Source organism: Limosilactobacillus gastricus DSM 16045 (assembly GCF_001434365.1).
Taxonomy (GTDB): domain Bacteria; phylum Bacillota; class Bacilli; order Lactobacillales; family Lactobacillaceae; genus Limosilactobacillus; species Limosilactobacillus gastricus.
In genome coordinates this window covers 33,684-59,612 of the sequence record NZ_AZFN01000014.1, presented here as the reverse complement: position 1 = coordinate 59,612, position 25,929 = coordinate 33,684, and the positions used below count along the sequence as shown (strand labels likewise).

The window sequence follows — 25,929 nt, the reverse complement described above, 5'->3', positions numbered from 1 at the left end:
AGTGAAGACTTTCTTCCTACTCTCACTTTTGTTTTACCAATTAAAGGCTTCGTAAAAAATCTGGTGACGGGGAATTCCAGCCGCTTTCAGCACCCTTATCCAATGGTGAGCCATGGATGAAGGACCGGCAATTAAAATTAATAGTCCCTGCCGATTATCAGGCAGCTGATTAATGACTTCCTGAGTCGCCAACCGCCCCACCTGCCGAACAGCCTTAAAATTATCCCGTTGCTCCCATTTAGCAAATAAGTCTTCATATAATAAATTATTAGCCGAATGGGCATTGTAATAAAAGTTAATTGGTAAGTCGGCATACTGTTCAGCAATTGACAATAGCGGCACAACTCCAATGCCTCCGGCCAGCAAAATCATCGCTTGCGGCTTTTGATCTTGGATGATTGAATGATACAGGCCATAACCACCAGTCACAATTAAGGACTGACCATTTGAAAGTTGGGCCAGCTGACTTGTAAAATCACCATCTTGACGAATCACTAAGGTCACAACACGTCGATCAGAGTCAATCTTAGCTAAAGAAAACGGATGTAGTTCCTCTAAACCGGCAATTTCAGGAAAGGCAATAAAAATATAATCACCACTATGCAAGCTTAATGGACGCCGCAATTTAATCACTAATTGTAAGACCTGGTCGTTTAAGGCTTTAATCTCCATTAGTTGGGCCTGAGTATGACCTTGGTGAGCTTGATAACAATAATAACCATAAGCAAGGAAGACTAACGCAGTCGCCCCAGTAAACAAGATCATAAAGGAAGTAATGGCCCGAATATGATCAATTAACCAAACATGAATAAAAACGAGAATAGTTGCTACTAGGTTTAAGCGATGGAGCCAGATCGAAATTTCATGGCGAAAGACTTTTTCTAACCACCGTTTTAGATTAGCTAACCAGTTCAAACGACTAGTTAACCAGCCGGCCATAAAAATCAGCGAGTAAGCCGTCACTCCCAAGAAAAGGTAAAAGGCCCAAAAACCCGTTAATTTGACCCAGCCTTGTGAATGAGCGCCTTCTAAGTGCAAAAACGCTAGTAAGATCGCTGCTAATGAAATAATTCCGTGTAGCTGGTAAGCTGCGGGTAACCCAATGGTGCGATCTAACCACTGGGGTCGAGTAGAAATATAAATTGAGGTTAACATCCAAACATAGGCAATCGTCCCAGCGGCAATTGGTAACCATTCTGCACCGACGATTCCACCGATCCCCCCTTGTAAGGTCTGTAAAAACGGGAGTGGCAAAACAAAGATTACAAGCATCCAGATTAAGCCGACCCAATAACCATGTCGTTTAAGCATTCGTCATCACCCCACGATCAAATTCGATAATTTTGCTTTTAGTCACGGCCATCCCCGAGAGTTGATGAGCTTTAATCAGTTCTTTGAAGCGATCCCAGCCCGATGCAATCCCAGCTGTTGCCCATACATCGGCTACGATCAGATTCTGATCAATAATTGATGCTTGCAGTAGATCCGCTTCACCATACACCTTAATATGGTGACCGCGCTTACTGATACCTGAACTTGCAACCGCCCCATTAGTAATCGCATAGGCACCAACCAAGTTCTGCAAATCTTGAGGATTCTCAATCCCGATATGCCAAGTAAAATCTCGATCGGAGCGACTTGCTACTTGTAAATCACCGCCGCCATTCAAACAGACTCCGTCAATGCGCGGATCGACTAATAAAGGCCGCAGATATGCTTTAAAAATCATTTCGATCGCCCAACCTTTGACATATCCAGTTGGATCATATTTTCCATTAAACATTGGATCAAAATAGCCTTCAGTTTGTAGCTGTGCTTCCTTGGTGGCCGCATAAATATGCTGAAACTCTGGATTTTCAATTAAGAGTTGATCCTCACCATTTTGAAACCGACAAACTAATGAATCCGCTCGAAAGGCCGAGTAATTTTGTTCAACTTGTGCTAAGCGTTGCCGAATCGGTTTCATGATTAAGGCAAAGGTTTCATTTAAGACGTCTTCATTAGACGCAGCTAAACTAACGGTAAAAGGTATCGTCATCATTTCAATCACTTGACTCTTAATCATGATGCTTCCTCCGCTTGGGTAATGGCGCTTTGCAAAGAACCTGTAAACCCTTTATATGTTTCGGTCGCACCTGAAACTTGTTGAATCTTGGCACTTTGGGCAGCTATTGCTTCTTTTTTGTAAATTGGTAAGGCTTCGGCATTAATTTGGACTGACTTTCCTTCTGTCGGATGTTTTAAAACCGTAATTGAGGTGATTTTACCATTTGCCACCGTCATTTTTACTTGGACATCTCCCCAAGCAGTAGACGTTGCCGCTCCAGTATAAGTACCATCTTTCATAGTGGAATTAGCTGAAGCACTAGTCGATACTTTGGTATTTGTAGTTTGTTTCTTGAAAAATAATAGGTAGCCATCGACAATAATGGCTCCTGCCACAGCAAGCGATAAGATGAGTGCAATGAACTTTTTATACATGGCCAGAGCCTCCTTTCTAGTTTAGAATTATTATAAAATAGATTTATGAATTAAAATTGTGAACTTCGATGAATTAAAAAATCAGGTGCAAAACTTTCTAAGCGTTCTACACCTGATTTATGAAGTTATTTACTTAATCTAGCCGAATAGACGGGCCCAAAAACCTTTTTTCTTCTTCGGTTTTTCATCGGCCACCTTGGTCGTTACTTTAGTGGTCCCATTTTCATGCGTTATAGCAGTTAGTTCGGGCTTAATGCTAATCCAGTTGAAGAAATCATCCGCCTTCATTTCAAGGAACTTGCCAGATTTACCATTGATCCCATCAACACAAATTTCAATTGGCAAGGAATTCCGGTATTCTTCCGCCGATTCATTTGAAAAGCCGTTAAAGGAATTCAATTTGGTGATATCAAAGACCAAGCTATTATTTTCACTCCTGAAAACAAAGTCATCCATTTGCGTTAGGTATAACTTCGCCCACTTATTCCGCGAGCTTTCCCTAAAGTCGTCACATAGACCATCGCTCACGTAAGCTGGTACCGACATCTTAGCCATCCGGTAATATTCTTTAAAGATGTCGCGGGTGATTGCGAGGAAGTCTAATTGCCCATTCGTGGCATCGAAGGTCCGCCAATTAGTATCATCATCAGCTAACCGATGGGCCATCCGAACCACGAAATCTTTAAAGAGTGTATTATTTAAACTTTGCCGTACATCAAAAATGTATTGCGTGGCTTCTTCCTTCCGTTCATCATTAATGACCTTATCCAACTGAATGTAATAAGTTCGCCGGGCTGTTTCCCGCACCATCGAAAAACTACCATTATAGTTTGTGGTCCCAATTAAAGTCGCAATCGCCTTAGGGCTGTTGACCAACTCATTCATGGTATCGACCACTAAATGTCGACTATACTGTGGTTGTTGGAAGAAGTATGGTTCAATTTCATCAACTAAAACTGGATAAGTTGAGCCTTGTTTCATGTATGATTCTAAGGCTTGCACAGTTTTAGCTTTACGTTGGGGCGTTTCATTGGGATAAATGGTCCCAAAGTCGATCATCGAGTTTTCATTCCCCCAAGTCAACTGATTAATAATCCGCAATAAGGTTGACTTCCCAGAACCAGCCGTAGCCCCTAAAATCAAGAAGTTTGGAACATCATTCCCGTCTTCGGGATTTAGACTCGCCTTGGTCCGAATTTCCCACATAAACGGAGCCGTAAACCCATAAAGAATCGCTTCAAAGAACCGTTTTCCATAATTATCATCGTAATCCACGACGTATTGTTGGTAACCATTCATGACGGCATCAATTTGTTGCAATCCACTTTTAATTTGCTCAACCGTGGCCAATTTACCAAACGGAATTGGGTACTGGCCGGTATCACTTGGAATATAAAGACCTGTGATGTTTTTGGCAACGTTACGCTCAATTGGTCGATCATATAAAAAGGTCGTATATTTCTTCTCGACTGCTAAGTCCTCAGGTGAAATCGCTTCAGCTAAAGCCGCTTTGACCTTTTTGGCAACTTGATCTGCCGACCGCAAACTTGGTTGTTCCGCCCGTGGTGAAACTGCTTCTTTTTCCAGTTGCAACATCATATCCCGCTGTTGAATCAACCGTTCTTCAGCTTCGCGTTCCCGCGTCCGATCCATGGTCACATTTCGCATAGCTAAGGGCGTATCGGCCGAAATCAAATCAGCATCGATTTGTTTTTGGACATTTTTTACTAATAAATTCGTTAGCTCAGCTTGAACAATCTGGTCAGTTTCTTCATTTGAGAAAATAACAACCTTTTGCCCTTGGGCATCTTGATCTTGTTTCAAAGCCTTGAGTTGAGCTTCGGCAGCGGCTAATAATTCATCGGTAAAATAAGCTTTGGTCGTTGGTAATAAGTCCTTCGTGAAGTGCGCTGATAATTGATCAAAAAGCTCTTCACTATCAAAGACCATCACCTCTTCAAAGCGATTATAGGCCGGATCAAAAGCCGCTTCTGTCAGGTCAAATGATCCTAAAACAACCCGCTTTTGATCGGTGGAAGGATTATACATCAAATAAAAACGGGAATAGATTGCTTGGGTGGGTGAAATAAGTACCCGGAAGATCCCTGCTAAGGCATTTAATTGCACCGTCGAACTCAAGGCCTGGAATAGTTTAGCGGCGTCCTTATTGGCCACTGTTAACAAAGCCGTGAGTAAGGCATCTTTTGTTAAGGTTTCATTCGCTGAAAAATTAGTTGCACTCGGGAGGCTACCCAAGACTAAATCAACTTTTATATAGTCAGCTAAGTATTGGTTAGCAAAGTCTGCACTGACTTTGCCTGTGACGGCTTGTAATTGTGGATATGCAATTGGATCAAAAATTTCTTCAATCGCCATGGTTTGCGGTTGATTGTTTAATAAAACATTTATATGATTCAGTTTTGCCATTATGATCCCTTTCTATAGTTGTCATTTAATTTCTATTTTCAATGATCTAACTTTGTTTTGCAAGGCAAAAGTAAAAATCAAGCAAGTTGTTTGTGATCGAATTTTTTAGCTACTATCGCTGATCGTTGTTCATGATTTAAAAAACGACTAGCCCCATTAAGGACTAATCGCTTTCCAAATTATCTTTTAGTGGATTTCAGTAAATTCGCCAGTAGATTCATTCATCTCTACATTCATTAACGGATTACACTTATCTTCCCCATTTTGATCTTCAATTGCTTGCACATAGTAGGATTCCTTTTCTTCAAGATGGGCGATTTTTTGCTTGTACACTTCTAATTCCTCGCGAGCTCGAGTTTCCTGGTCCCGAATGATCTGAAGACGTTCTTCTAAGGTTGATGCTCCCTGAGTACATAATTCCATATAGTGACGTACATCAGCTAGTGGCATCCCGGTGTCCCGAAGACAAAGGACAATTTCGACCCCTTCCAGGTCACTTTCCGTAAAACGTCTAACATTATTCCGATCCCGTTTAGCAAATGGAAATAACCCTTCCTTACAGTAAAAACGAATCGTATGATCAGATTCATTCACTAATTCAGCCACTTGTTTAATGGTATATGTTTTCTCACTCATAATTTTTCTCCAATTTTTTTACAAAATCCGTTGACTGAGAGTTACTCTCAAGAAATATAATAAATACATCAAATATAAATTGTCAACTACAAAGGAGAAATAACATGCAAAACGAAACTTATACTTTATCAAATGGTCTAACGATTCCAAAGATTGCTTTTGGTACTTGGCAAATTCCAAATGAAGCTGCTGCTAAGGCAGTCGAAACCGCAATTAATGTTGGTTACCGTTTAATTGATACCGCCGCCCAGTATGAAAACGAAACTGGGGTTGGTGAAGGCATCAAAAACAGTCAAGTTGATCGTGAAGAATTATTTGTGGTCACCAAGATTGCTCCAGATGTCAAAAGTTATGAAGGAGCTGTCGAGGCGATTAATGAATCCCTCGAACGTCTGGGACTGGATTACATTGATTTAATGCTTATCCATGCACCAAAACCATGGAAAGAACTCTTCCATAATAGTCCAAAAGATTATTTTGAAGAAAATCTCCAAGTCTGGAAGGCCATGGAAGAAGCTTACCATGCAGGTAAAATCCGGTCCTTAGGAGTGTCTAACTTTACCATCCCGGACATGGAAAACATCATTAATCATAGCGAGATCAAGCCGGTGGCAGAACAAATCAAAACTCATATTGGTAACGTTGACGAAGAGATTCTAACATTTTGCCAAAAGAATGGCCTTCAGCTAATGGGTTATTCACCAATCGCTACTGGTCAACTTATTAAGGACCACCGTCTCGTGGATATGGCAAATAAATATCAAGTGACGGTTCCACAGTTATGCATTAAGTATCTCGTTCAACGTGATATTTTGCCACTACCTAAATCCACTCATAAGGAATTTATGGAACATAATAAGCAACTTGATTTCACTATTAATGCTGCAGATATGCAAATCTTAATTGATTTCCAAGACGAAACAACTTTTGTTCCTAATGACTAAAACAATACTTAAAAGGCGGACGACTTTTATTGGTCATCCGCCTTTTATTAGTTTTTCGTTACAGCTCCTGTGGCGTAGTTAATAGTAATATTGTTCTGGACATTTGGTACAAAAACGTTAAATTCAAGTGAACCATCACTGGATTTTGCTTCAATATGGGCGCCAGACGGCACAATATTATCACCGTCATAGAGATCGGTCACCCGGTAGCGAACCTGCTTATTGCGATCTAGAGCTTGACGGACCAGACCCTCATAATAATTTTGCCCAGTCGAGGTTTTAGCACGGGCTTCATTGGCCCAAGCAGTTTGTGTCGCAATATTGGCAGGATTTGATTCGGAGGCATCAAAATTAGACAAACCGCCGACTAAAGCGTAGCCAAGCAGGTGTCCACGATCATAGGCATGACTCGGACCATCGGTTAGATTCGTTGCCTGCAAAAAGCCTGCTGGCCGCCAATTAGTTGCGCCATTACCGGTCTGTTGTCGATTCCGATACTGGCGGGTCGTCCGATTTAACCAGGCATCCCCTTGCCAAGGACGCCCGGCACTATCATAACGATTAACGGCATAGGGAGCGCTAGCAACACTTGCATTTAAATTCGTCTGGTTATGATTAATAATAAAGGCGCCATGACCATTCCAAGTAATTTGGTCTCCTAATTGTTGCTTTATATTTTCTGTCAGAACAGAACGGGCTTGACCTTCACTGGGGGTGATTAATGATGAAGCTTCCCCATCGACGGTCCCACTAACCCTGGTGATTAAATTCGACCAGACTTGTTCCAAATTCGGACTAAGTGACGATTGCGTCCCTACAAAAATCCCTAAAAGGGCGAAAAGCGTCACCACCCATTTGAATAACCCTTTTGATCGTTTCTTACGACTCATTTGCATTTCCCCCAATTATTTTGCTACCGTAATTATATAATTTTTCAAGCTTTGCACCAAGATGCTTCTCATATTACTGCCGAAAGCTTCAGATTATTAAATGTAGGTTTAATAGTTCGTTGTTCAAATTTGCCTAACCTATGACCTAACTTAAGGTAAGTAATTATCACAAAAATTATCATTAAGAATCTAAAAGAAAAGCACCAGTTTTGGTTAATCATCAAAACTAGCGCTGTCTATAAATTGTTATTTTAATTTTTAAATTTGGTTTTGCTTTAAGCCTCTATCAATTTTAAAATTGATATGAGGAAAGCACACCATGCTTTTTCGCGATTTCTTGAGTGTTAGCATCGGTTTCTTGTTGTGGAATATAAACAATGGCCCCATCAGCGGAAACAAAAACACTATATTCGGTTGCATCTGTGCGAATCTGAGATGGAACTGTCAAAACCTTTGAAGTTCCAACTTGGCGTAATTTAACTGACATTCGTTATCACCTTCTTCTTTATTAATATAACGTAAAATATCACCATCGCATAATGTTAGTGCTTACTAACACCGTGAAATAATAGTACCATCAACCTTTGATAATTTCAAATATATTTTGGTAAATTACTCAAATTTATGCTAAATATTTTGCCATTTTATAGCAACTGTTTCACATATCTTATCGATTGATAAACTAATTTTAAGTTGATTTACGCCTTTACAATAGAGATATATGAGATGTAAATAAAATGACATATCTTGATTAATAACGATAAATTTAAATTTAATTCATCGACCGATAAAAGTTTTTTGAAAGGAGAAATTTCTATGGTAGAAGCAACGCGACAAAAAATTCTAAACGCCTATCGCCACCTCGCTGTCCATCACGGTATCAAAGGTGCTACCACAGCTAAGATCGCTGAATTAGCGGGCGTCAGTGAAGTGACTCTCTTTCGTTACTTTAAGGACAAAAAGGCCTTAATGTTAACCACTGTTCAGGAGGGACGCGACGATTTTCTAAAATTCAAACAAGCAAGTCTCTATTCCGAAGATCTCATGACGGACCTGTTGAATATCGCTAAGTACTATATTGAATTTTCAACCTCCCATCAAGATATTCTAGTCTTATATGATGATACGAAAGACCCTAATTGTGATCTGGCAATTGCAACTCTTGATCTGATCAACCAATTTAAGGCCTTTATTATCGAAACGTGTGAACACTATCAGGATAAAGCTTACTTTAAAGACCACGAACAAATCGAATGGGTCGCCAATAACTTAATCTGGATTAGTTTAGGTATGACTGATAATGGTCGCTTTGATTTAAAATATCAAGATCCAGACTTTTACTACCAGTAATTTAAAACAATTTATCCAGTTAGTAATTGACCATAAAATGTAGCAGGAGGGTGGGAAGAAATGCTAATTGGCATTTCTTCCCACCCCCCTTTCGTTTGATCACACTTGTAATTGCGGTCAAAAAACGCGCCCCACGAGTCTAACTTCGAACTCACGTCGGTCCGTTCGAACCAATATTCGTTCTCGGTTAGCCCGATGGGGCGCCTTAATGCTTTTTTCCCAGCTTCTATGTTTTTATTTACTTTGCCGATAGACATGAACCCGGTAGGCAAGCCAAATAATGACTACAAATACCACCCCAATGGAAACCGAAACGCGCGTATCTGGGTTAAAGAACATACAAATCAAAATTACCGTTAAGGAAATTAAGGCGAAATAATTTAAACCAGGGAATAATGGCATCTGGAAAGGATGATCAACCAAGCGCTCTGGATGCTGTTTCCGGAAGTTATGCTCCGATAATAAGATCACGAACCATGGCACCATCCCCGGCAAGACACTTGAACTATAAACCATCACGAACAGATTAGCCGTCCCCGAGCTCACTGCGGTTAAAATGTAGTTGACGATAAAACCCGCGAAAATCCAAAAGGCAATGGTGATAATAGCGACATTTGGGACGATTCGCTTGGACAAGCGTTTAAAGTAAGCCGGCACTTCCCCATCAACTGACAATTTAAAGAGCATCCGACTAGCACTGTAGATCCCGGAATTGGCTCCAGATAAGGCTGCCGTCAAAACGACAAAATTGATAATACCGGCAGCCCCAGTGATTCCCACTTTCGTAAAGGTTTGCACGAATGGTGAGCCGACACTACTTAATTGATTCCACGGATAAATCGAAACGATTACGAAAATGGCTCCAATATAGAAAATTAAGATTCGCCAAATGACGGACCGGACCGATTTAACAATCGCTTTTTGGGGAGAAGCTGATTCCCCAGCGGTAATGCCAAGTAATTCCACCCCTTGATAAGATCCAGCAATCACTGACAAGGAGAATAAGAAACCGGTCAACCCACCAGTAAAGAATCCCCCGTGGGACCAAAGATTGGAGATTCCAACCGGATGCCAATTGTTACCGAGCCCGATCGTAATGACTAATAGTCCTAGAATAATCATCACGATAATCGTTGCGACCTTAATCATGGCAAACCAAGATTCTAATTGCCCATAAGCCTTGGCTGAAACCAAGTTAGCTAAAGTCAAGATAATGATCATCACAATGCCGGAAAGCCAATCCGGTAAATTTGGCCACCAGTAATTTAAATATTCACTCATGGCAATGATGTCAGAAATCCCGACAATAATAAATTGAAATACATTACTCCACTTAACGAGATAACCCGCAAAGGGATTGATGTATTTAGATCCATAATCGGCAAAGGAACCAGTACCAGGATTAAGATAAACCATTTCCCCTAACGCCCGCATGACTGCATATAAAATAATTCCAACAAAAGCGTAAGCTAAAAGAACGGATGGACCGGTCCATTTAATGGTTGAAGTGGCTCCCATAAATAAACCACTCCCAATGGTTCCCCCAATGGCAATCATTTCCATTTGACCAGGCGTCATCGTCCGACTTAGCTTGGGCTTATTATCTTCCATAAATACTACTACTCTCCTTAATTTTGACCCTAAAAAACCAGCCCACCTCAATGGACTGGTTTTTTGAATTCTCAATTTCAAAACCCACGCCCATTAAAATTTTCTGGTCGTGGTGGAGGAAAGGACTTCAGTTGATTTTAAATTAATTAACATTACTATCCTCCTTAAAAATCTAAGTTATTTTAGCACACCAAATATCAACCTGCAAATTTCCTGATTAGAAGGTATGGACTACCCGTTGAATATCATCAACGATTTGTTGCGGCGTTAAGTGATATTGGTTATACAAAACATCCAACGGTACCGCATCCGCAAATTCACGTGGCGCCCCAAAGGATAAGACTTTGACGTTCGTCGGTCCAAAGTAACGGGCGATGGTTTCGCCAAAGCCCCCACTCAGATTTCCATCTTCAATCGTAACCACCACATCATGTTGTTCTGGCAAATGGTGGAGTGTCTCATAATCTAAGTTTGTCACTGAAATCGGATTGATTAAAGTCGCATCAATATTAAGCTTTTCCTTAAGCTGTGCTTGGACTTGTTCACCTAATTTCCAGAAACCGCCAACGGCCATTAATGCAACATCTTGACCTTGATGAGCAATTTCGTATTTAACTTCATCATAATCATTGGTAGTCGCTGGCCGATGTAATAATTCATGAGCTGGTTGGCGAATAACCACGGGTACATCTTGTTGATGAATCGCCCAGCGAAGCATCGAAACCATTTCTTCCACGCTTGTTGGCGCCAAATATTCGATATTTGGTAAGGATGAAATATAAGAAATATCAAAGGTCCCCTGGTGAGTGGCTGATTGTGAAGAAATTGAACCATTTACTACAACCATCACGATTGGTGAACTATTTAAAGCCACATCATGGATCAATTGATCCAATCCCCGTTGCAAGAAGGTAGAATTTTCAAAGACTACTGGCCGGATACCGGCTTCAGCCATCCCAACCGCCGTCGTAATTGAAGCTTGTTCGGCGATCCCCACGTCAAAATAGCGATCCGGTTGGGCTGCTTGGAAGTCCTTCAAGCCAAAGGCACCCGGAATTGCCGCATTAATCGCTGCAATCTCATGTCCTTCATCGATTTCTGCTAATAATTCTTTAACGACAGCTTGATTATAAGATTCCTGAGCGGGAGCTTGACGATCCTCCCCCGTCGCTGGATCAAAGGCCTTACGCCAATGATATTTAAATTTTTCATCAATAGCAGGTTGATACCCCTTCCCTTTGAGGGTATGAATATGCAAGACAATTGGATGATCAATATCTTGGACATCCTTAAACATTTGAATCATCGTTGGTAGATCATTACCATCTTCAATGTAACGATAATCCAAACCCATGAAGGTGAAGAGATTGTTAGGTGATTTACCTTCCGTGGCCCGTAGTTCGGCTAATCCTTGGTAAAGTCCCCCTTGATTGTCATCAATCGACATCTCATTATCATTCACGACAATAATTAAGTTGCCCTTGACCTTAGAGGCATTATTAAAGGCTTCAAAGGCTAAACCACCACTCAAGGATCCATCACCAATCACGGCAACAATATTACGATGCTTAGGATCCTGCTTTAAATCACGAGCTTCAGCCTCACCGACGGCCAAGGCAACCGAAGTGGAAGTATGACCGATCTTAAAGAAGTCATGGTCACTCTCATCTGGGGCAGTGAATCCTGAGATGTCTTGATAATGGTCTGGATCCATGAAACCCAGTTTTCGACCTGTTAACATCTTATGAGGGTAAGAATTATGTGAAACATCCCAAATGACCTTGTCAGTTGGTGAATTAAAAACATAATGATAGGCAATCGCTAATTCCACTATCCCTAAATCAGGACCAAGGTGACCGCCAATCGTCGAAACCCGCTCTAAAATCAACGTCCGCATTTCTTCCGCCAATTGCTCTAATTGGTCCATGGACATGGTCTTAATATCTTCGGGTTCCTCCACGCGGTTTAATAAGTAATCAGGATGTAAATTCATGCTCAGTACCTCGGATTCTCTCTCGAATTTCAGTAGTCACCATTATTCTACTACAATTGACAAGGACTGACGACCCATATTCATGTATAATAAAAGAGTTATCAGGGAGGACTTATGGAAAATTCGGCACTCAAGAAATTATCACCTTTAAAACCATTAACGACTGACCAGAAACAATTAGTAGCCAATATAATTGATTTCACCATCAGCCATTTGCAGACTAGACATACTCCGGCTATTTATACTATTTATGGGGACGCCGGCACTGGTAAAAGTGTCGTCTTATCCCACCTGTTTCAGCAAATCCAAGCTGCTGCTCGACTTGATCACTCCTCGCCCCTATACGGCAGTAAAAATGTCTTTCTAGTCAATCATCCCGAAGTCTTAAAAGTCTATAAAGAAATTGCAGGACCCTTTAAAGAATTACTTAAAAAAGACTATTACCGACCGACCTCTTTCATTAACCAGATTGAGAAAACGGGCGAACAAGTGGATGTCGCCGTGATTGATGAAGCTCACTTATTGTTGTCTAAAGCTGACCATTACAATAATTTTTATCATGATAATCAACTCATTGAGATTATCAAGCATGCCAAAGTTGTCATTATTGTCTTTGATCAATACCAAGTTCTCCGCATGAAAGCTTTTTGGACGCCCGAACGACTTCAAGCGATTGTGAATCAATACCCACATCAATCAACCTATCTGACTCACCAATTCCGGATGACCGCCAGTGATGAACTCTTATCTTGGTTTAACCAATTCACGGCGGGGGAAATCACTCCCTTCCCTAACAATAGTCGTGATCACTATGATTTTCGCATCTATGACAATGCCGAATTAATGCGCCAAGCTATTTTTCGACGTAATCAAAAAGTCGGTCTCTCCCGCATCTTATCGACTTCTGGTTATCCATCAACCCTTGATGGTGGTAAACACTATATTGTCGAGGGTCAATTCAAGATGCCTTGGGATCAATATAATTTTACCAGTACCCCTTGGGCGGAAATTCCCGAAACCATTCATGAAGTTGGCTCGATTTATACCTGTCAGGGCTTTGATCTTAATTATACTGGCATCATTATTGGTCCCATTATTAGTCAGATCCCCAATACCAATCAACTCCAAGTAAATCTCGATCGAGTAACTGATACCGAAATGTTTAAACGCCGGGACGATTTAACTAATCCAGTTGAAATCGAGCAAAGTAAACGCCAAATGATCATGAACGCTTTAAATGTGATTTTGAAGCGCGGGGTTCGCGGAACCTATCTCTATGCCCATGATCCATTATTACGTACAACTCTCAACCAAAATTATCAGACTTTCTTAAGGAGGACACGATGAAACAACGCCTAAGTCACCGGGCCCTAATTGCCATCGCAACTTTAATCGTAATTGCCATGTTAGGGCTAGTTATCCATGACTTCTTGCCCGAAATCAATTTATTATTACATTCTAATGACGCCAATCGCCAGGAACTAGTGGATTTAATCCAACAACATGGTATCCGGGATATGATTTTCTTATACATCATGATTGCGGTAATGAACGCCATTCCCGGCATGTCAAATTCAATCGTCTGCATTTTTGCTGGATTATGTTACGGCCCGCTATGGGGACTGGCCATTAACTGGTTTGGTAATATGACCGGGAACTGGTTAGTAGCCGCTTTAATCGGCCACATCGATTTTTCCGAAAAATTTATGCATAACCGCTGGTTGGAACGGCTCCAATCCAGTGATCATCCCTGGATCACCTTGACCGTCGCCTATATGATCCCAGTTATTCCCAGTGTCTTAGTTAACTACTCTTGTGTTAATATGCAAATTCCCCGTCGGAATTTCTTAGTCATGGTGAGCTTAGGAGTTTTACCGGTATCTTTAATTTATGCTTTCGGGGGCGATGCAATTTTCAACGGTGAGTTCAAACGTTTAATTATCTACGCGATTATTATCATCGTTTTAATCATGTTGTCACGCTTGATTGGTAAAAATGTTAAGAAACGCCATGCACAGTAATAAACTGATCAAAAGAGACATCAATTAGTACTTCTTCACATTATTTAAATTATCATCCCGAGAAATGCCCAAACCATTCCCCCAGCATAGGAAGCTAGTAGATAGGTCCAAAAAGCTTGCCCTACGCGATCATGCCATAAAGTTATTAATTCAACATTCATGGTTGAAAAAGTCGTCAGTCCGCCTAGAAAGCCACTGGTTAACACCGATTGGTTAATTAGCACTAATGGATGGGTAACTAAGATTCCTAAAATAAAGGTCCCCAGCCAATTAATAAGTAAGGTCGCAAAGGGCCAATTCACCCGCGTGAGTCTCTTGATCCAGTTAGTTAATTGCCAGCGACAAAGTGCGCCAATCCCCGCCCCACAACTAACGACTAACCACATGATGTCCTCCTAGCCAATACCCACATCCAGCACAAAGCAACCCACCAAACAGGTTAATAAAGATAATTAACAATCCGTAAATGATTGATTGTTGCCCACTAATAACTGCATTCATCATAAGACTGCTGAAAGTCGTAAAGGCCCCAATCATCCCAGTTCCAATGCCTAAAGTTAACCATTGTGGTGCGGAATGACGGTTAATTAAAGCGGTCGTCAACCATGCCAAAGCTAAACTCCCGACTAAATTAACCATGGTCGTAGCCGGAATTGAACCCCACCACTGGAATAATTCGTAGCGGAGACCACCACCAACCATTCCGCCAATCAACACTGCAAACCAATCCTTCATATGCGCTAACCTTCTCTTCGAATAGAATAGGCTTATTTTACCATTCGTGATATGATACAGATACAATTGTTGAGGTGAATTATTATGAAAATGCGTCGAATCGACCATCTTGTTTTAACTGTTTCAGATCTTGAAGCTAGTAAACGCTTCTATCATGAGGTTTTTGATATGCCGGTCATTGATGACCAAACTAATGACGACGTGGTCACATTACGCTGTGGTCATCAGTTGATCCGCCTGCAAAAAAATGATCGCGCGAATCCCTTAGTGGCCAAACACCCCACGGTCGGCGCAGCTGACTTTTGTATGATTGTTGGTGATCAATTAGAAGATGTCTTACACCACTTAAAAAGTTACTATGTCGATGTCATTACTGATGAACCGATTGTTAAACATGGTTCCGAAGGTGAAATGCGATCAATCTACTTATATGATCCCGATCAAAATCTGTTAGAAATATCTACTTATTCTAATAAATAAAATAAGCTGATCAAAAAGCATTAAGGCGCTCCATAGGGCTAAACTAGAACGAACGTTGGTACGGAACGGACCGACGCGAGTTCATAGTTAGACTCGTGGGGCGCGCTTTTTGATCGCGATTGCTAAGGTGATTAAAAGAAAATGAGGATGGAGAAACAAATCTATGTTCTCCATCCTCTAGCTTTTTTATTGCAAGCTATCTCGACCCTTTAAAGCAACATTCAAAAATACTGCGACAATACTTGCGATCACAATCCCATTCCCTAGCAATAATTGAACTGTGGTTGGTAATCCTTGAAAAAGGGTTGGGTAGACGGAAACTCCTAAGCCTAACCCAACAGAGATTGCGACAATTAAAATATTACGTTGGTCACCAAAATCAACTTGAATTAACATTCGGATCCCTTGCACACTAATCATCGAGAACATCACGAGCATTGCTCCCCCTAGCACCGGCGTTGGGATCATGGTTACTAAAGCGCCAATTTTTGGTAAGAGGCCTAAAACCATTAACAAGCAGGCTGACCAATAAATTGGCCGTTTAGTCTTAACCCCACTTAATTGTAAAAGTCCTACGTTTTGCGAGAAGGTAGTGTATGGGAAGGTATTGAAAATCCCTCCGAGCATAACGGCTAGTCCTTCGGCCCGATAACCACGCTTGAGATCATCTGCCGAAACATCGCGATGTAACAAATCACCAATTGCAAAGAAGACCCCGGTTGATTCCACCATTGAAACCAACGAAACAATGATCATGGTTACAATCGACGACCATTCAAAATGCGGTAAACCAAAATAAAATGGCGTTGGAACATGGAACCAAGCAGCTTGGGCGACAGAATCAGTCGAAACCATCCCCATCAAAGCAGCAATCAACGATCCCACTACTAAGCCGATTAAGACCGCAATAGAACTAATAAAGCCCCGAGTAAAAATTTGGACGGCAATAATGATTAGCACCGTAATGAGTCCCAATAATAAATTATGCCAATCACCAAAACTTTTGGCAGTTGCATCACCCCCACCAATATCTTGAATTCCGACTGGAATTAAGGTCAATCCAATTACGGTAATCAGGGTTCCCGTCACCACAGGCGGGAAGAAGCGTTTTAATTTAGCAAAGTAACCGGCAATTAGAAAAACAAACAGACCGGCCACAATAATGGCTCCATACATGGTCCCAATTGATAACTTTTTCCCAATCATTTCTAAGGGTTGGACCGCCTGAATGGCACAACCTAACACTACCGGTAGACCAATCCCAAAGTAACGATTCCGAATCAACTGAATAAAAGTGGCCAAGCCACACATAAAAATATCAATTGACACTAAATATGTCATTTGGTCAGCATTAAAGTTCAAAGCATGACCAATTAATAACGGGACAGCTACAGCCCCAGAATACATGGCTAAGAGATGTTGAATCCCTAAGACGGCCGCTTTTTGATGCGAAACTTCTTTTGATGGCATTAATTAATCCTCCCCGACAAACCGTACTTGACCATCTTCTAAAGATGCAATATTAGTTAATGACAATAATTTGATGCCTCATTCTTGAATTAGTTCCGCCCCTTTTTGGAAGGACTTTTCAATCACAATTCCGACACCGGCAACCGTGGCTTGAGCTTGATCAGCAATCTTTAACAGCCCTTCCACCGCTTGCCCATTGGCCAAGAAGTCATCAATGATTAATAAACGATCATCGGCATTCACAAAGCGATCATCGATTGAGATTGTATTCGTCGTTTGCTTAGTATAAGAATAAACATCCGCCGTATAAAGATGATCGACCAGGGTTAAACTCTTGTGTTTACGAGCAAAAACCACGGGAACTTGCATCTGAAAACCCGTCATTACCGCCGGCGCAATCCCTGATGATTCAACCGTCACAATTTTTGTAATATGGTCTTCCTTAAAATGGTCAGCAAACTCTTTCCCCATATTCATCATTAAATTGGGATCGATCTGATGATTTAAAAATGAATTCACCTTCAAGACGTTGCCAGGAAGGACCTGACCATCTTGTCTAATACGATCTTCCAGCTCTTTCATAATGCCTCCTAATAAAAAACGACTCGTCTACCATTAGTAAACCAGCCGCGCTGTTTACTTATAGTCTGAAAAGAACGGTTTTAGGTAGAAACGGCCACCCATCATGTGGCGATATATAAGTAATATTGTGTTCAATAAATAATATTAGCAAACCTGATCTCATTTTAAAACTAAAAATTTAATTAGATTAGGATTTTTGTTCGGATTATCTGCGATTAACAAGTTAACTATATATTTTACTTTCGGAATCTAACCAACAACATCTGAAACATTGTCCCAATCTTCCTGTATTAAGGTTCCAAAGGCGAACAATTCTCTCTGAAAAGTTCGCGAAAGTATTTACAACATGCTGGCATTCATCTATACTAAAATCAGTTGTAACTATTTAGGAATTTTTTTATAAGGAGCTGCGCTTATGAGTGACATTAACACAACTTTATTACAGAACATGCGACGAGAATTAGCTAATATAAAGCCATCCGCCATTCGTTCTTTTAACAAGGAAGTTTCTTCAATCCCTGGGATCATCAAGTTGACCCTTGGAGAACCAGATTTTGATACTCCCCAACATATTAAAGATGCTGCCAAGGCAAGTATCGACAATAACCACACCCATTATCCACCGACCCCAGGGACTGATGGTCTCCGGGCGGCAGCGGCCAATTTCCTTAATACTAAATACAACCTAAATTACAAACCAACACAAATTCTAGCAACTGTCGGGGCCACGGAAGCCATCTGGTCATCTTTATATGCGATTACAAATCCTGGTGACCAAGTTATTGTGCCAACCCCAATCTGGCCAATGTATCTATCGATCGTCAATGGGATGGGACTGAAACCAATCCTTGTTAACACGGAACCCAATGATTTTGTCTTGTCCGCCCAAATGATTGAAGATACTTTGGCTCAACACGACCATGTTAAAGTGGTACTATTGAACTTCCCATCAAACCCAACTGGAAAAACTTATAGTCGGGAAGCAATCGAAGAAATTGCTGCGGTCTTACGAGATAAAGAAATTTTCGTGGTTTCCGATGAAATCTACAGTGAATTAACTTATGGTAAGACCCACACCTCAGTCGCTGAAATCCTGCCGGAACAAACCATTCTTTTAAATGGAGTTTCCAAGTCCCATGCCATGACTGGTTGGCGGTTAGGAATTGTGGCGGCCCCAGAAGGAATTATTGATAAGATTATTACAGTCCATCAATTTACCGTCACGACGGTTCCTTACACCACTCAAGATGCGGGTGAAGAAGCCTTTTCAAACGGAATCGACGATGCTTTGCCAATGCGCGAAGAATACATCAAACGGGCTAACTTCGTTCATGAAGCCATGACCAAGATGGGCTTTCGGGCTGATAAACCGGAAGGTGCCTTTTACTACTTTGCCAAGTTACCAGAATGGCTCGATGAAGATACAGCCACTTTTGCTCACAATCTAGCTTACGAACAAGCCGTCGCTTTAGTTGACGCAACGCCATTTGGCCCCGGCGCGGAGGGTTATATTCGGATCAGTTATGCTTCCTCAATGGAAGACTTGCAAGAAGCCATGAAACGGATTCAAAAATATTTAGATAGTCGGCGCAAATAAGGCCATATCAGATGCAAGTTATACGACTTGCATCTTTTTTTGTCTATCCCCTACAATAATGACTATCTTGATAAGGAGTTTTAAATACATGGAATTAACAGTTACCCAGGCGGCAAGTCAATATATTATTGAACAATTACACCTAACTGCGGGCGATGGCGTCAAATTTTTTACCTCCCCCCAAAACCGAGGACCGGTTATGCATGGTCCCCATCAAGAATTTGCCCAAGACAATCATGCTGATCGACCTGTTGCCCAAACCGAAGTGAATGGGATTAACTACCATATTAACTTTGCCGATAACTGGTTCTTCGCCAGTCATGATACCACCGTTGATTATCATCCTGACACCGGCCTAACCTTTACCTATGCTGGAATTGACGCTGACGGCGGGGCATCAATAAATTACGAAAAATACCTGATGTAAGCTGCAAAAAACCGCTGATGCGAGGTTTACACCTCTAATCAGCGGTTAAAATTCAAAAGCGGTAATTAATCGTTTAAAACCAATTTTTGCGAGAAACTTCATTAATCCATAGCCAATCATCATTCCGAGCCAATTAGTAATGACATCATCAATGTCCACGACCCGATGTAAATTAACCAATAGATCGGCAAACATTTGAATCGTTTCAATGGTGACGCCTGGAATCAAGGCAACGAAAATCATTGAACCTAAGGAAAAGCGATCTTGTAATAGGTAAGTTAGCATCCCCATTGGGATCGTTAAGAGAATATTTTCAAACCAATCAATGGTTAGATATTGGAGCGGATGTAAATTATATGGCACGTGATTAAAATACATCAACGGCTTTTCCCCGACCGGAATAAAAGGCAGCCCCGTCGGATAAAAACATAGCCAAATTACAATTACTAAGTACAAATAGGCTCCGCCCAATGAAACCCATTGCCATTTGGTAAACCGTCGTTCTTCCACGGCAATATAAAAACAGCCCGTGACTAAAATCAACAGAGCTGTTAATGGAATCCACCTCAACACCATCATTTCCAGTTCCCCCTTTTGCAATTATTATAAGGGAAACTCTTGATATTTTTAAGAAATATATGAGAGAGAAGAATAAATGTTAGATTAAAATATCATAAATTATGGAAGGTAAATTCCATGCCGTTCAGCTAATTCCCGAACCTTTTCGGGTGCTTCTTGTTTAGGTAAGTAAACAATTGCCCCATCACGCGCTGTAAAAACATTATATTCGGTTGAGGTCGTTTTGATGTAGGCCGGAACCGTTAACACATTCGAAGTACCAACATGTCGTAACTTCACTGACATAATGAAGTCCCCCCTTTATACTGATGTCCATCAGAATAACTGTTTGCAAGCGAATACTTACATGCTCAATTAAGACAATAAATCCCAAATCCCCAAATTTAATTATGAGCATTGATAATTTTAACTGTCACCCACAAATCAGCCTATCAATTCTGATATGTTGCTATATCTAGTTCACTATTTTGGATTGATTTTAAAGTTCGATCCACCATATAATAAATGCATATCGCCTGATAAATAGGGAGGAAAAGTATGAAATCATATATACACCGTGTCCATTATTATGAGACCGATAAAATGGCAATCACTCACCATTCCAACTATATCCGCTGGATGGAAGAAGCACGGGTTGATTTTTTAGATCAAATCGGCTGGAACTTTGCAAAACTTGAAGCGCTTGGGATTGCCTCCCCAGTGGTCAAAGTTGATTGCACCTATAAAGTCCCGACCAAATTTGATGATTTAGTAGAAATAACTACTAGCATCGATAAATATACGGGGGTCAAACTCGTCCTTCACTATGTCATGAAACTGGCTGGTACTGATACCATCGTGTGTGTAGCTGAGTCTGCCCATGCTTTCACTGATGAAGCAGGACGTTTAATATCGATTAAAAAATCCCTACCAGAAATGGATCAAAGCTTAAAACAATGCCTGGCTAGTGATTAACCTAAGCTATTGCTATGGTTACAGATTATCTGATTATTGCAAAAGTAAAGTACCCACTTTAAAAAAAGTGTATATATATTGTGTCAAATGTTAAAGTACCGTTTTATCAAGTGATTATTCTGGTATATTATATACATAATATTTATATATTCCACTTATCGAATACCTTAAATACACATATTTCACTATATGTGTATATCAACTGCGTGTAAATACTTACATGCTCATGATTCTTAGGAGATGTATACTATATGTTTTTGATAGATGAGATAGTCGATCAGTTCGAACAATCATTTGATGAACAATCGAATCAACGGACCGTGAAGACTGTAAAAAATTATTTGTGGCCTTTCTTGAACTCAGCCAAAAATACCGATTAGATGAAATTAACGTATCCCTTTTAACCGGGACGGCAGGAGTTAGTCGCAAATCATTTTATCTACACTTTGAAAATTTAGACGCCTTTTATCGACTAATTATTAATTTATTAGTACTCAAGTATGATCAATACTTACAAGGCATTACTGCTCCCTATGTTTTTCGGAAGTACTATATGGCAATTTTTCGCTATTTCTTTGAACTCGGTCCGGCCTTTCATAAAATCTTTTTAGACGAATCTTATACTCGCCTGATCATCAGCGTCATCGAGAATTGTTCCGCTGAAATGTCTGATTATTTCCATTTCTTTGATGGCTATGTAGGTAATCAATTGCTGGATGCAGCTGGCGTTTTTATCAATGGGGGCTCAATTATGACCGTGCGTGCACTTAAACTCAGAGATCCCAATGCCAGTCTAGAAGAAATTATGGAAATTGTGGCTACCTTATCGGCACGGGCCCTTGGTATCACTTCTGATTTAGACAAATTGGTCGATCCCCAATATATTAACCAGCGGGCCAACCGGACCCTTCATTTAATTTAGGAACCAAAATAAAGAGGCTAGTGAATTTTCACCGGCCTCTTTTCCTAATCTTTAACTTTAGGACTAGTATTTAGGTTATTTACGGTATTAACCATCGATAAGAAATTATCGGCATCCAAACTGGCCCGGCCAATTAAAACACCATCAATATCACGCTTACGCATTAATTCCTCAATGTTGTCGGGATTAACACTACCACCATACAAGATCCGAATCTTATCGGCAACTTCATAAGAATATGAATCCGCAATGGTTTGCCGAATTTGGCGACATCCTTCTTCGGCTAAGATCGGGTTGGCATGTTGACCCGCACCAACCGCCCAACTCGGTTCATAGGAAATGATAATGTTTTTTACTTGATCAAAGGAAACATCGTGTAGGACATTCATCAATTGAGCAAAGACATAGTGGACACTTCCCCCATGCTCTTTTTGGACCATCGTCTCATCGGTACAAATAATTGGCGTCATGCCGGCCTGCAAGGTTGCGATGACCTTTTGGTTAACCATCTGGTTCGACTCGTTAAACATGGTCCGCCGTTCAATATGACCTAACAAAACATAATCGACCCCCGAATCTGCCAACGCTTTCGGGCTAATTTCACCTGTATAAGCCCCTTCAAACTCCTTAAAAGCATTTTGGGCAATAATTTGCACGTCAGAATCTTTAGCAGCGACAGCCATCGAATGTAGGGCTAAGGTCGTCCCCGCAATTCCTACTTCCAGTTGGTCAAACGATGGTAGTTTCCCTTTAATTTGATTAATAAAGTCAACGGATTCTTGCACATTCTTGTGCATCTTCCAATTGGCCGCCACAAATGGTTTTCGCATTGTTATTTGCTCCTCGTTAATTTTTCTACTCGTAGAATAGCTTAATTTAAACGGAAAAGCAATGTATCTATCAATAGCTTAATCACCTAACCAACTTCACGTTCCCGATCGACCACTTCCCGAATAATCATTTCAGCAATTTCATCAGGGGTGTAAGCATCTGTTTGAATTTGCATGTCACAGACATTTTGATAATGCTCAGCCCGTGCATCAATCATTTCCTGCACGTGCTTAGTACTAAAGTCTTCTTTTAAAAGCGGTCGATTAGGATCATTATCTACCCGCGCCACCGCCGTCTCTGGATTAGCTTTTAATAAGACAACTAACGCATCATCATCAGTTAATGCAGCCACGTTATCTTCTCGAATGGGGGTCCCCCCACCGGTTGCCAGGATTCCTTCTTGATCTAGACACTCCAGCAAGAGGTCATGTTCAATTTGACGGAAAAAAGTTTCTCCATTGGTTTCAAAAATGACTGGAATGGGCCCGGCTTGCTCCACGATAACATCATCTAAATCCGTCACCGGGAGATTCATCTTTTGCCCTAATAAACGGCTCACGGTGGTCTTTCCACTACCCATAAAGCCCACTAATACTACTTTCATTTCTCATTCTCCTTTAGTAATAATTTCGTAGTCACGCAAGACTTGGCGTGCTTGTTCTCGGTCATTGGCGGTACTAAAAGTTAATTGCAAGATGCCATCAATTTCTTCGCGAATTTCTAAAATATGCAAATTAACTAAATTTAAACCAGCTTGCGACACCCGACGCGTCACATCAGCTAAGGCGCCCACCTGATCGGCTATATTAACAAATAAATCATATTGTCCGGGAACGGCGCCTACTTTGTCAGGACCTAATTGATCGCGGCTAACTTTGGCCTGTTTAAAGAAGTCAAAGATTGCGGCTTGATCGCCCTGTTCAATCCACTTTTCAACCGTCGTTAATTCCGCTTGAAATTGATGCAATTGTTCCTTAATCATCGTCGGATTATTCAGTAAAATGGCACTCCACATGGTTGGATCCGCCGAAGCAATTCGGGTAATGGACTTAAAGCCCCCGGCTGCTAGGCGCATGCCTAAGGGATCACCTTGAAAAGTCGCTTCAGTTTGATTCACTAAGGCCGAAGCAATCACATGCGGAACATGACTGATCTGGGCCACAATTTTATCGTGTTGCGGTGCGGTGACTTGGAGCCACTTTGCATTCGTTGCTGCCAACAAATCCTGTAATTTGGTTAATTGTTGTGCACTGGCTGCATTTAAAGGAATCTGAAAATAAAAGGCATTCTCAAAGAGATTGGCCCGTCCTGCCCAAACCCCGGTTTTGTGCGACCCCGCCATGGGGTGTCCGCCAATAAAATTGACTGTTTGGTCTTTAAAAGCCTGGGCAGCTTTCATCACCGTTTGTTTGGTGGACCCGACATCGGTAATTAAAACGCCGGGCTTTAAGGACTGGTGGCTTAAATCTTGTATATCCTTAATAATTTGAGAAACTGGCCCGGCTAAGATGATGACATCCATTTCTGCCACTTGATCCCATTTAGCCACCACTTGGTCAATTACTTGATTTTGCATTGCATAATCAAGACTTGCTGAATTTAAGTCATCACCTAGAATTTGCACATCGGGGTGCTGTATACGAATGGCTCGTGCAAGGGAACTACCAATTAACCCCAAACCTTTAATTAATACTTTCGTCATGCCTGGCCCCCTAATAAATGATCTAAATCCGCAAAGAATGTAGGATACGAGACTCTAATCGCCGCTTCGTTTGCTAAGGTCAACTGTTCGTCAGCCGTTAAGGCCGCAATTGCATTCATCATTCCCAGACGATGATCCCCGTAAGAATCTAATTGGTGATCCTGAATATCCCAGGCTGGACGTCCTTGAATAATCATCCCATCCGGCAATTCTTCAACCGTCACCCCTAATTTCCGCAGTTCAGAAACCACGGTGGCGATCCGATCAGTTTCTTTCACCCGGAGTTCTTCCGCTCCCCGAATGACGCTTTGTCCCTGGGCCCGAGCCGCCAACAGCGCCACCAACGGTAATTCGTCAATAACAGCTGGAATGTCTGCAGCCCCAATTTCAATTGGTGCTAAGTCACTAGTCTTAATCGTTAAGTCGCCTAGTGGTTCCCCGTCAGATGGTTTGGGCGTGATCGTTAAATCAGCCTGCATCTTTTGAAGCACCTGAAGGATCCCAGTCCGTGTCGGGTTCAAATTGACATTCGTGAGGATAATCGCTGAATGTGGCGTGATGGCCCCCGCCACTAAGAAGAAAGCGGCAGATGAAATATCACTAGGCACTACTACTGATTGTCCCCGTAATTTGGGCTGAGGTTGGACGGTAATGGTCAAACCATCGGCCGCTGTTTCTACCTCGGCTCCAAATTGGCGCAGCATAATTTCCGTATGATCTCGCGTTGGTAATAATTCCTTAATCGTTGATGGTCCATCCGCTTGCAAGGCCGCCAAGATCAAGGCACTTTTGACCTGAGCGCTTGCTACTTTCAATTGGTAATTGGTTGCATGTAAAGGCTGACCAATGACGGTCGCAGGGAGCGTTCCAGCCCGACTTAAGTCAATCCGACCACCAAATTGGCTTAAAGGTTCCGCGACCCGTTTCATCGGCCGTTTTTGTAGGGAATCATCACCTGTTAAATGACTCTCAAAGGGTTGACCAGCTAACAGGCCCATCATTAAACGAGTGGTGGTCCCGGAGTTTCCCATATCTAAGGGATGGTTAGCAGCTTTTAAGCCCGTTAGCCCCACCCCATGAATGGTTACCTGAGTCCCCGTAAGCTCTATTTGGACGCCTAAGTCCCGAAAAGCTTGCAAGGTTGATAAACAATCTTCACCGGTCAAAAAATTTTCAATCTGGGTTTCCCCTTCACTAATTGAACCAATCATCAGGGCCCGATGGGAAATACTTTTATCTCCAGGAACTTGCAAGGTCCCCTGGAGTCCTTGGGGGGCGGTTGGTAAAATTTTCAAAG

Annotated in this window: 27 protein-coding genes, 1 pseudogene and 1 riboswitch; of the genes and pseudogenes, 9 read left to right on the top strand and 19 right to left on the bottom strand. The window is 41.4% G+C overall.

Annotation, left to right across the window (positions count from 1 at the left end):
* Positions 1–33: 33 nt before the first annotated feature.
* From FC60_RS05960 to FC60_RS05940, 5 genes are all read right to left on the bottom strand, one after another.
* Positions 34–1,311, bottom strand: coding sequence for a ferric reductase-like transmembrane domain-containing protein (locus FC60_RS05960; RefSeq protein WP_056937524.1), 1,278 nt, complete (start codon positions 1,309–1,311; stop codon positions 34–36).
* The gene (locus tag FC60_RS05955) at positions 1,304–2,065 is read right to left on the bottom strand and encodes an FAD:protein FMN transferase (RefSeq protein ID WP_056937523.1); all 762 of its coding nucleotides are present in this window, start codon (positions 2,063–2,065) and stop codon (positions 1,304–1,306) included. Before FC60_RS05955 ends, FC60_RS05960 begins: the two co-directional genes overlap by 8 nt.
* Positions 2,062–2,481 (bottom strand): FMN-binding protein, encoded by a 420-nt coding sequence (locus FC60_RS05950; protein WP_056937522.1) that lies wholly within the window; start codon positions 2,479–2,481, stop codon positions 2,062–2,064. Before FC60_RS05950 ends, FC60_RS05955 begins: the two co-directional genes overlap by 4 nt.
* A 138-nt stretch (positions 2,482–2,619) precedes the next feature.
* Positions 2,620–4,908: a hypothetical protein gene (locus FC60_RS05945; protein WP_056937521.1), complete on the bottom strand. Its 2,289-nt coding sequence runs from the start codon at positions 4,906–4,908 to the stop codon at positions 2,620–2,622.
* Positions 4,909–5,094: 186 nt separating this feature from the next.
* Positions 5,095–5,544 carry a MerR family transcriptional regulator gene (locus FC60_RS05940; RefSeq protein WP_056937520.1) on the bottom strand — a complete coding sequence of 150 codons (450 nt, stop codon included), beginning with the start codon at positions 5,542–5,544 and terminating at the stop codon, positions 5,095–5,097.
* A 104-nt stretch (positions 5,545–5,648) separates the two neighbouring features.
* Here FC60_RS05940 and FC60_RS05935 point away from each other — a divergent pair, with 104 nt between their 5' ends.
* Entirely contained in the window at positions 5,649–6,488 is an 840-nt protein-coding gene (locus FC60_RS05935) for an aldo/keto reductase (protein WP_056937519.1), read from the top strand.
* 47 nt (positions 6,489–6,535) lie between these two features.
* Here FC60_RS05935 and FC60_RS05930 read toward each other — a convergent pair whose 3' ends face one another.
* Together FC60_RS05930 and FC60_RS05925 are read right to left on the bottom strand one after the other, a co-directional pair.
* Entirely contained in the window at positions 6,536–7,378 is an 843-nt protein-coding gene (locus tag FC60_RS05930) for a DNA/RNA non-specific endonuclease (RefSeq protein ID WP_056937518.1), read from the bottom strand.
* Positions 7,379–7,670: 292 nt separating this feature from the next.
* Positions 7,671–7,865, bottom strand: coding sequence for a hypothetical protein (locus FC60_RS05925; RefSeq protein WP_056937517.1), 195 nt, complete (start codon positions 7,863–7,865; stop codon positions 7,671–7,673).
* A 329-nt stretch (positions 7,866–8,194) separates the two neighbouring features.
* Here FC60_RS05925 and FC60_RS05920 point away from each other — a divergent pair, with 329 nt between their 5' ends.
* Positions 8,195–8,728, top strand: coding sequence for a TetR/AcrR family transcriptional regulator (locus tag FC60_RS05920; protein ID WP_056937516.1), 534 nt, complete (start codon positions 8,195–8,197; stop codon positions 8,726–8,728).
* 234 nt (positions 8,729–8,962) lie between these two features.
* On the opposite strand, the gene FC60_RS05915 is transcribed toward FC60_RS05920, so the two are convergent.
* Together FC60_RS05915 and FC60_RS05910 are read right to left on the bottom strand one after the other, a co-directional pair.
* On the bottom strand, positions 8,963–10,339 hold the full coding sequence (locus FC60_RS05915; protein WP_056937515.1) for an amino acid permease: 1,377 nt from the start codon (positions 10,337–10,339) through the stop codon (positions 8,963–8,965).
* A 217-nt stretch (positions 10,340–10,556) separates the two neighbouring features.
* Positions 10,557–12,332, bottom strand: coding sequence for a 1-deoxy-D-xylulose-5-phosphate synthase (locus FC60_RS05910; protein ID WP_056937514.1), 1,776 nt, complete (start codon positions 12,330–12,332; stop codon positions 10,557–10,559).
* Between the two features lie 114 nt (positions 12,333–12,446).
* Between FC60_RS05910 and FC60_RS05905 the strand changes: the two genes are divergently transcribed.
* Positions 12,447–13,679 (top strand): DUF2075 domain-containing protein, encoded by a 1,233-nt coding sequence (locus tag FC60_RS05905; RefSeq protein WP_056937513.1) that lies wholly within the window; start codon positions 12,447–12,449, stop codon positions 13,677–13,679.
* Positions 13,676–14,353 carry a TVP38/TMEM64 family protein gene (locus tag FC60_RS05900; protein WP_056937512.1) on the top strand — a complete coding sequence of 226 codons (678 nt, stop codon included), beginning with the start codon at positions 13,676–13,678 and terminating at the stop codon, positions 14,351–14,353. The genes FC60_RS05905 and FC60_RS05900 overlap by 4 nt, the downstream gene beginning before the upstream one ends.
* A gap of 44 nt (positions 14,354–14,397) precedes the next feature.
* Here FC60_RS05900 and FC60_RS05895 read toward each other — a convergent pair whose 3' ends face one another.
* Positions 14,398–14,739 carry a fluoride efflux transporter FluC gene (locus FC60_RS05895; protein WP_056937511.1) on the bottom strand — a complete coding sequence of 114 codons (342 nt, stop codon included), beginning with the start codon at positions 14,737–14,739 and terminating at the stop codon, positions 14,398–14,400.
* Entirely contained in the window at positions 14,723–15,088 is a 366-nt protein-coding gene (locus tag FC60_RS05890; protein ID WP_056937510.1) for a fluoride efflux transporter FluC, read from the bottom strand. Before FC60_RS05890 ends, FC60_RS05895 begins: the two co-directional genes overlap by 17 nt.
* A gap of 84 nt (positions 15,089–15,172) precedes the next feature.
* On the opposite strand from FC60_RS05890, the gene FC60_RS05885 reads away from it, so the two are divergent.
* Positions 15,173–15,568, top strand: a complete 396-nt coding sequence (locus tag FC60_RS05885) for a VOC family protein (protein ID WP_056937509.1) — start codon at positions 15,173–15,175, stop codon at positions 15,566–15,568.
* A 186-nt stretch (positions 15,569–15,754) separates the two neighbouring features.
* Here the strand turns inward: FC60_RS05885 and FC60_RS05880 are convergent, their stop codons facing one another.
* Positions 15,755–17,038: a nucleobase:cation symporter-2 family protein gene (locus FC60_RS05880; protein ID WP_056937508.1), complete on the bottom strand. Its 1,284-nt coding sequence runs from the start codon at positions 17,036–17,038 to the stop codon at positions 15,755–15,757.
* Positions 17,039–17,041: 3 nt separating this feature from the next.
* Positions 17,042–17,620, bottom strand: a pseudogene (locus tag FC60_RS05875) (xanthine phosphoribosyltransferase).
* A 41-nt stretch (positions 17,621–17,661) separates the two neighbouring features.
* Positions 17,662–17,759, bottom strand: a riboswitch (purine riboswitch).
* Positions 17,760–18,035: 276 nt separating this feature from the next.
* On the opposite strand from FC60_RS05875, the gene FC60_RS05870 reads away from it, so the two are divergent.
* Both FC60_RS05870 and FC60_RS05865 read left to right on the top strand, forming a co-directional pair.
* Positions 18,036–19,217 carry an aminotransferase class I/II-fold pyridoxal phosphate-dependent enzyme gene (locus FC60_RS05870; protein WP_056937507.1) on the top strand — a complete coding sequence of 394 codons (1,182 nt, stop codon included), beginning with the start codon at positions 18,036–18,038 and terminating at the stop codon, positions 19,215–19,217.
* An 88-nt stretch (positions 19,218–19,305) separates the two neighbouring features.
* Complete coding sequence (locus FC60_RS05865) at positions 19,306–19,644, top strand: hypothetical protein (RefSeq protein WP_056937506.1); 339 nt, start codon at positions 19,306–19,308, stop codon at positions 19,642–19,644.
* Between the two features lie 45 nt (positions 19,645–19,689).
* On the opposite strand, the gene FC60_RS05860 is transcribed toward FC60_RS05865, so the two are convergent.
* Complete coding sequence (locus FC60_RS05860) at positions 19,690–20,223, bottom strand: VanZ family protein (protein WP_056937505.1); 534 nt, start codon at positions 20,221–20,223, stop codon at positions 19,690–19,692.
* Positions 20,224–20,322: 99 nt separating this feature from the next.
* Positions 20,323–20,508: a hypothetical protein gene (locus FC60_RS05855; RefSeq protein ID WP_056937504.1), complete on the bottom strand. Its 186-nt coding sequence runs from the start codon at positions 20,506–20,508 to the stop codon at positions 20,323–20,325.
* Between the two features lie 252 nt (positions 20,509–20,760).
* Between FC60_RS05855 and FC60_RS05850 the strand changes: the two genes are divergently transcribed.
* A complete protein-coding gene (locus FC60_RS05850) occupies positions 20,761–21,177 on the top strand; it encodes an acyl-CoA thioesterase (RefSeq protein ID WP_056937503.1) in 417 nt (138 codons plus the stop codon).
* A 343-nt stretch (positions 21,178–21,520) separates the two neighbouring features.
* On the top strand, positions 21,521–22,099 hold the full coding sequence (locus tag FC60_RS05845; RefSeq protein WP_056937502.1) for a hypothetical protein: 579 nt from the start codon (positions 21,521–21,523) through the stop codon (positions 22,097–22,099).
* Positions 22,100–22,143: 44 nt separating this feature from the next.
* Here FC60_RS05845 and tpiA read toward each other — a convergent pair whose 3' ends face one another.
* From tpiA to aroA, 4 genes are all read right to left on the bottom strand, one after another.
* A complete protein-coding gene (gene tpiA / locus FC60_RS05840; RefSeq protein ID WP_056937501.1) occupies positions 22,144–22,929 on the bottom strand; it encodes a triose-phosphate isomerase in 786 nt (261 codons plus the stop codon).
* Between the two features lie 86 nt (positions 22,930–23,015).
* On the bottom strand, positions 23,016–23,534 hold the full coding sequence (locus FC60_RS05835; RefSeq protein ID WP_056937500.1) for a shikimate kinase: 519 nt from the start codon (positions 23,532–23,534) through the stop codon (positions 23,016–23,018).
* Between the two features lie 3 nt (positions 23,535–23,537).
* Positions 23,538–24,632, bottom strand: a complete 1,095-nt coding sequence (locus FC60_RS05830; protein ID WP_056937499.1) for a prephenate dehydrogenase — start codon at positions 24,630–24,632, stop codon at positions 23,538–23,540.
* Complete coding sequence (gene aroA, locus FC60_RS05825; protein WP_056937498.1) at positions 24,629–25,927, bottom strand: 3-phosphoshikimate 1-carboxyvinyltransferase; 1,299 nt, start codon at positions 25,925–25,927, stop codon at positions 24,629–24,631. Before aroA ends, FC60_RS05830 begins: the two co-directional genes overlap by 4 nt.
* Between the last annotated feature and the right edge of the window lie 2 nt (positions 25,928–25,929).

Bases quoted from the DNA above. Each gene is read 5' to 3' on its own strand.
- FC60_RS05960 (WP_056937524.1), bottom strand. From the start codon at position 1,311: ATGCTTAAACGACATGGTTATTGGGTCGGCTTAATCTGGATGCTTGTA.
- FC60_RS05955 (WP_056937523.1), bottom strand. From the start codon at position 2,065: ATGATTAAGAGTCAAGTGATTGAAATGATGACGATACCTTTTACCGTT.
- FC60_RS05950 (WP_056937522.1), bottom strand. From the start codon at position 2,481: ATGTATAAAAAGTTCATTGCACTCATCTTATCGCTTGCTGTGGCAGGA.
- FC60_RS05945 (WP_056937521.1), bottom strand. From the start codon at position 4,908: ATGGCAAAACTGAATCATATAAATGTTTTATTAAACAATCAACCGCAA.
- FC60_RS05940 (WP_056937520.1), bottom strand. From the start codon at position 5,544: ATGAGTGAGAAAACATATACCATTAAACAAGTGGCTGAATTAGTGAAT.
- FC60_RS05935 (WP_056937519.1), top strand. From the start codon at position 5,649: ATGCAAAACGAAACTTATACTTTATCAAATGGTCTAACGATTCCAAAG.
- FC60_RS05930 (WP_056937518.1), bottom strand. From the start codon at position 7,378: ATGAGTCGTAAGAAACGATCAAAAGGGTTATTCAAATGGGTGGTGACG.
- FC60_RS05925 (WP_056937517.1), bottom strand. From the start codon at position 7,865: ATGTCAGTTAAATTACGCCAAGTTGGAACTTCAAAGGTTTTGACAGTT.
- FC60_RS05920 (WP_056937516.1), top strand. From the start codon at position 8,195: ATGGTAGAAGCAACGCGACAAAAAATTCTAAACGCCTATCGCCACCTC.
- FC60_RS05915 (WP_056937515.1), bottom strand. From the start codon at position 10,339: ATGGAAGATAATAAGCCCAAGCTAAGTCGGACGATGACGCCTGGTCAA.
- FC60_RS05910 (WP_056937514.1), bottom strand. From the start codon at position 12,332: ATGAATTTACATCCTGATTACTTATTAAACCGCGTGGAGGAACCCGAA.
- FC60_RS05905 (WP_056937513.1), top strand. From the start codon at position 12,447: ATGGAAAATTCGGCACTCAAGAAATTATCACCTTTAAAACCATTAACG.
- FC60_RS05900 (WP_056937512.1), top strand. From the start codon at position 13,676: ATGAAACAACGCCTAAGTCACCGGGCCCTAATTGCCATCGCAACTTTA.
- FC60_RS05895 (WP_056937511.1), bottom strand. From the start codon at position 14,739: ATGTGGTTAGTCGTTAGTTGTGGGGCGGGGATTGGCGCACTTTGTCGC.
- FC60_RS05890 (WP_056937510.1), bottom strand. From the start codon at position 15,088: ATGAAGGATTGGTTTGCAGTGTTGATTGGCGGAATGGTTGGTGGTGGT.
- FC60_RS05885 (WP_056937509.1), top strand. From the start codon at position 15,173: ATGAAAATGCGTCGAATCGACCATCTTGTTTTAACTGTTTCAGATCTT.
- FC60_RS05880 (WP_056937508.1), bottom strand. From the start codon at position 17,038: ATGCCATCAAAAGAAGTTTCGCATCAAAAAGCGGCCGTCTTAGGGATT.
- FC60_RS05870 (WP_056937507.1), top strand. From the start codon at position 18,036: ATGAGTGACATTAACACAACTTTATTACAGAACATGCGACGAGAATTA.
- FC60_RS05865 (WP_056937506.1), top strand. From the start codon at position 19,306: ATGGAATTAACAGTTACCCAGGCGGCAAGTCAATATATTATTGAACAA.
- FC60_RS05860 (WP_056937505.1), bottom strand. From the start codon at position 20,223: ATGATGGTGTTGAGGTGGATTCCATTAACAGCTCTGTTGATTTTAGTC.
- FC60_RS05855 (WP_056937504.1), bottom strand. From the start codon at position 20,508: ATGTCAGTGAAGTTACGACATGTTGGTACTTCGAATGTGTTAACGGTT.
- FC60_RS05850 (WP_056937503.1), top strand. From the start codon at position 20,761: ATGAAATCATATATACACCGTGTCCATTATTATGAGACCGATAAAATG.
- tpiA (WP_056937501.1), bottom strand. From the start codon at position 22,929: ATGCGAAAACCATTTGTGGCGGCCAATTGGAAGATGCACAAGAATGTG.
- FC60_RS05835 (WP_056937500.1), bottom strand. From the start codon at position 23,534: ATGAAAGTAGTATTAGTGGGCTTTATGGGTAGTGGAAAGACCACCGTG.
- FC60_RS05830 (WP_056937499.1), bottom strand. From the start codon at position 24,632: ATGACGAAAGTATTAATTAAAGGTTTGGGGTTAATTGGTAGTTCCCTT.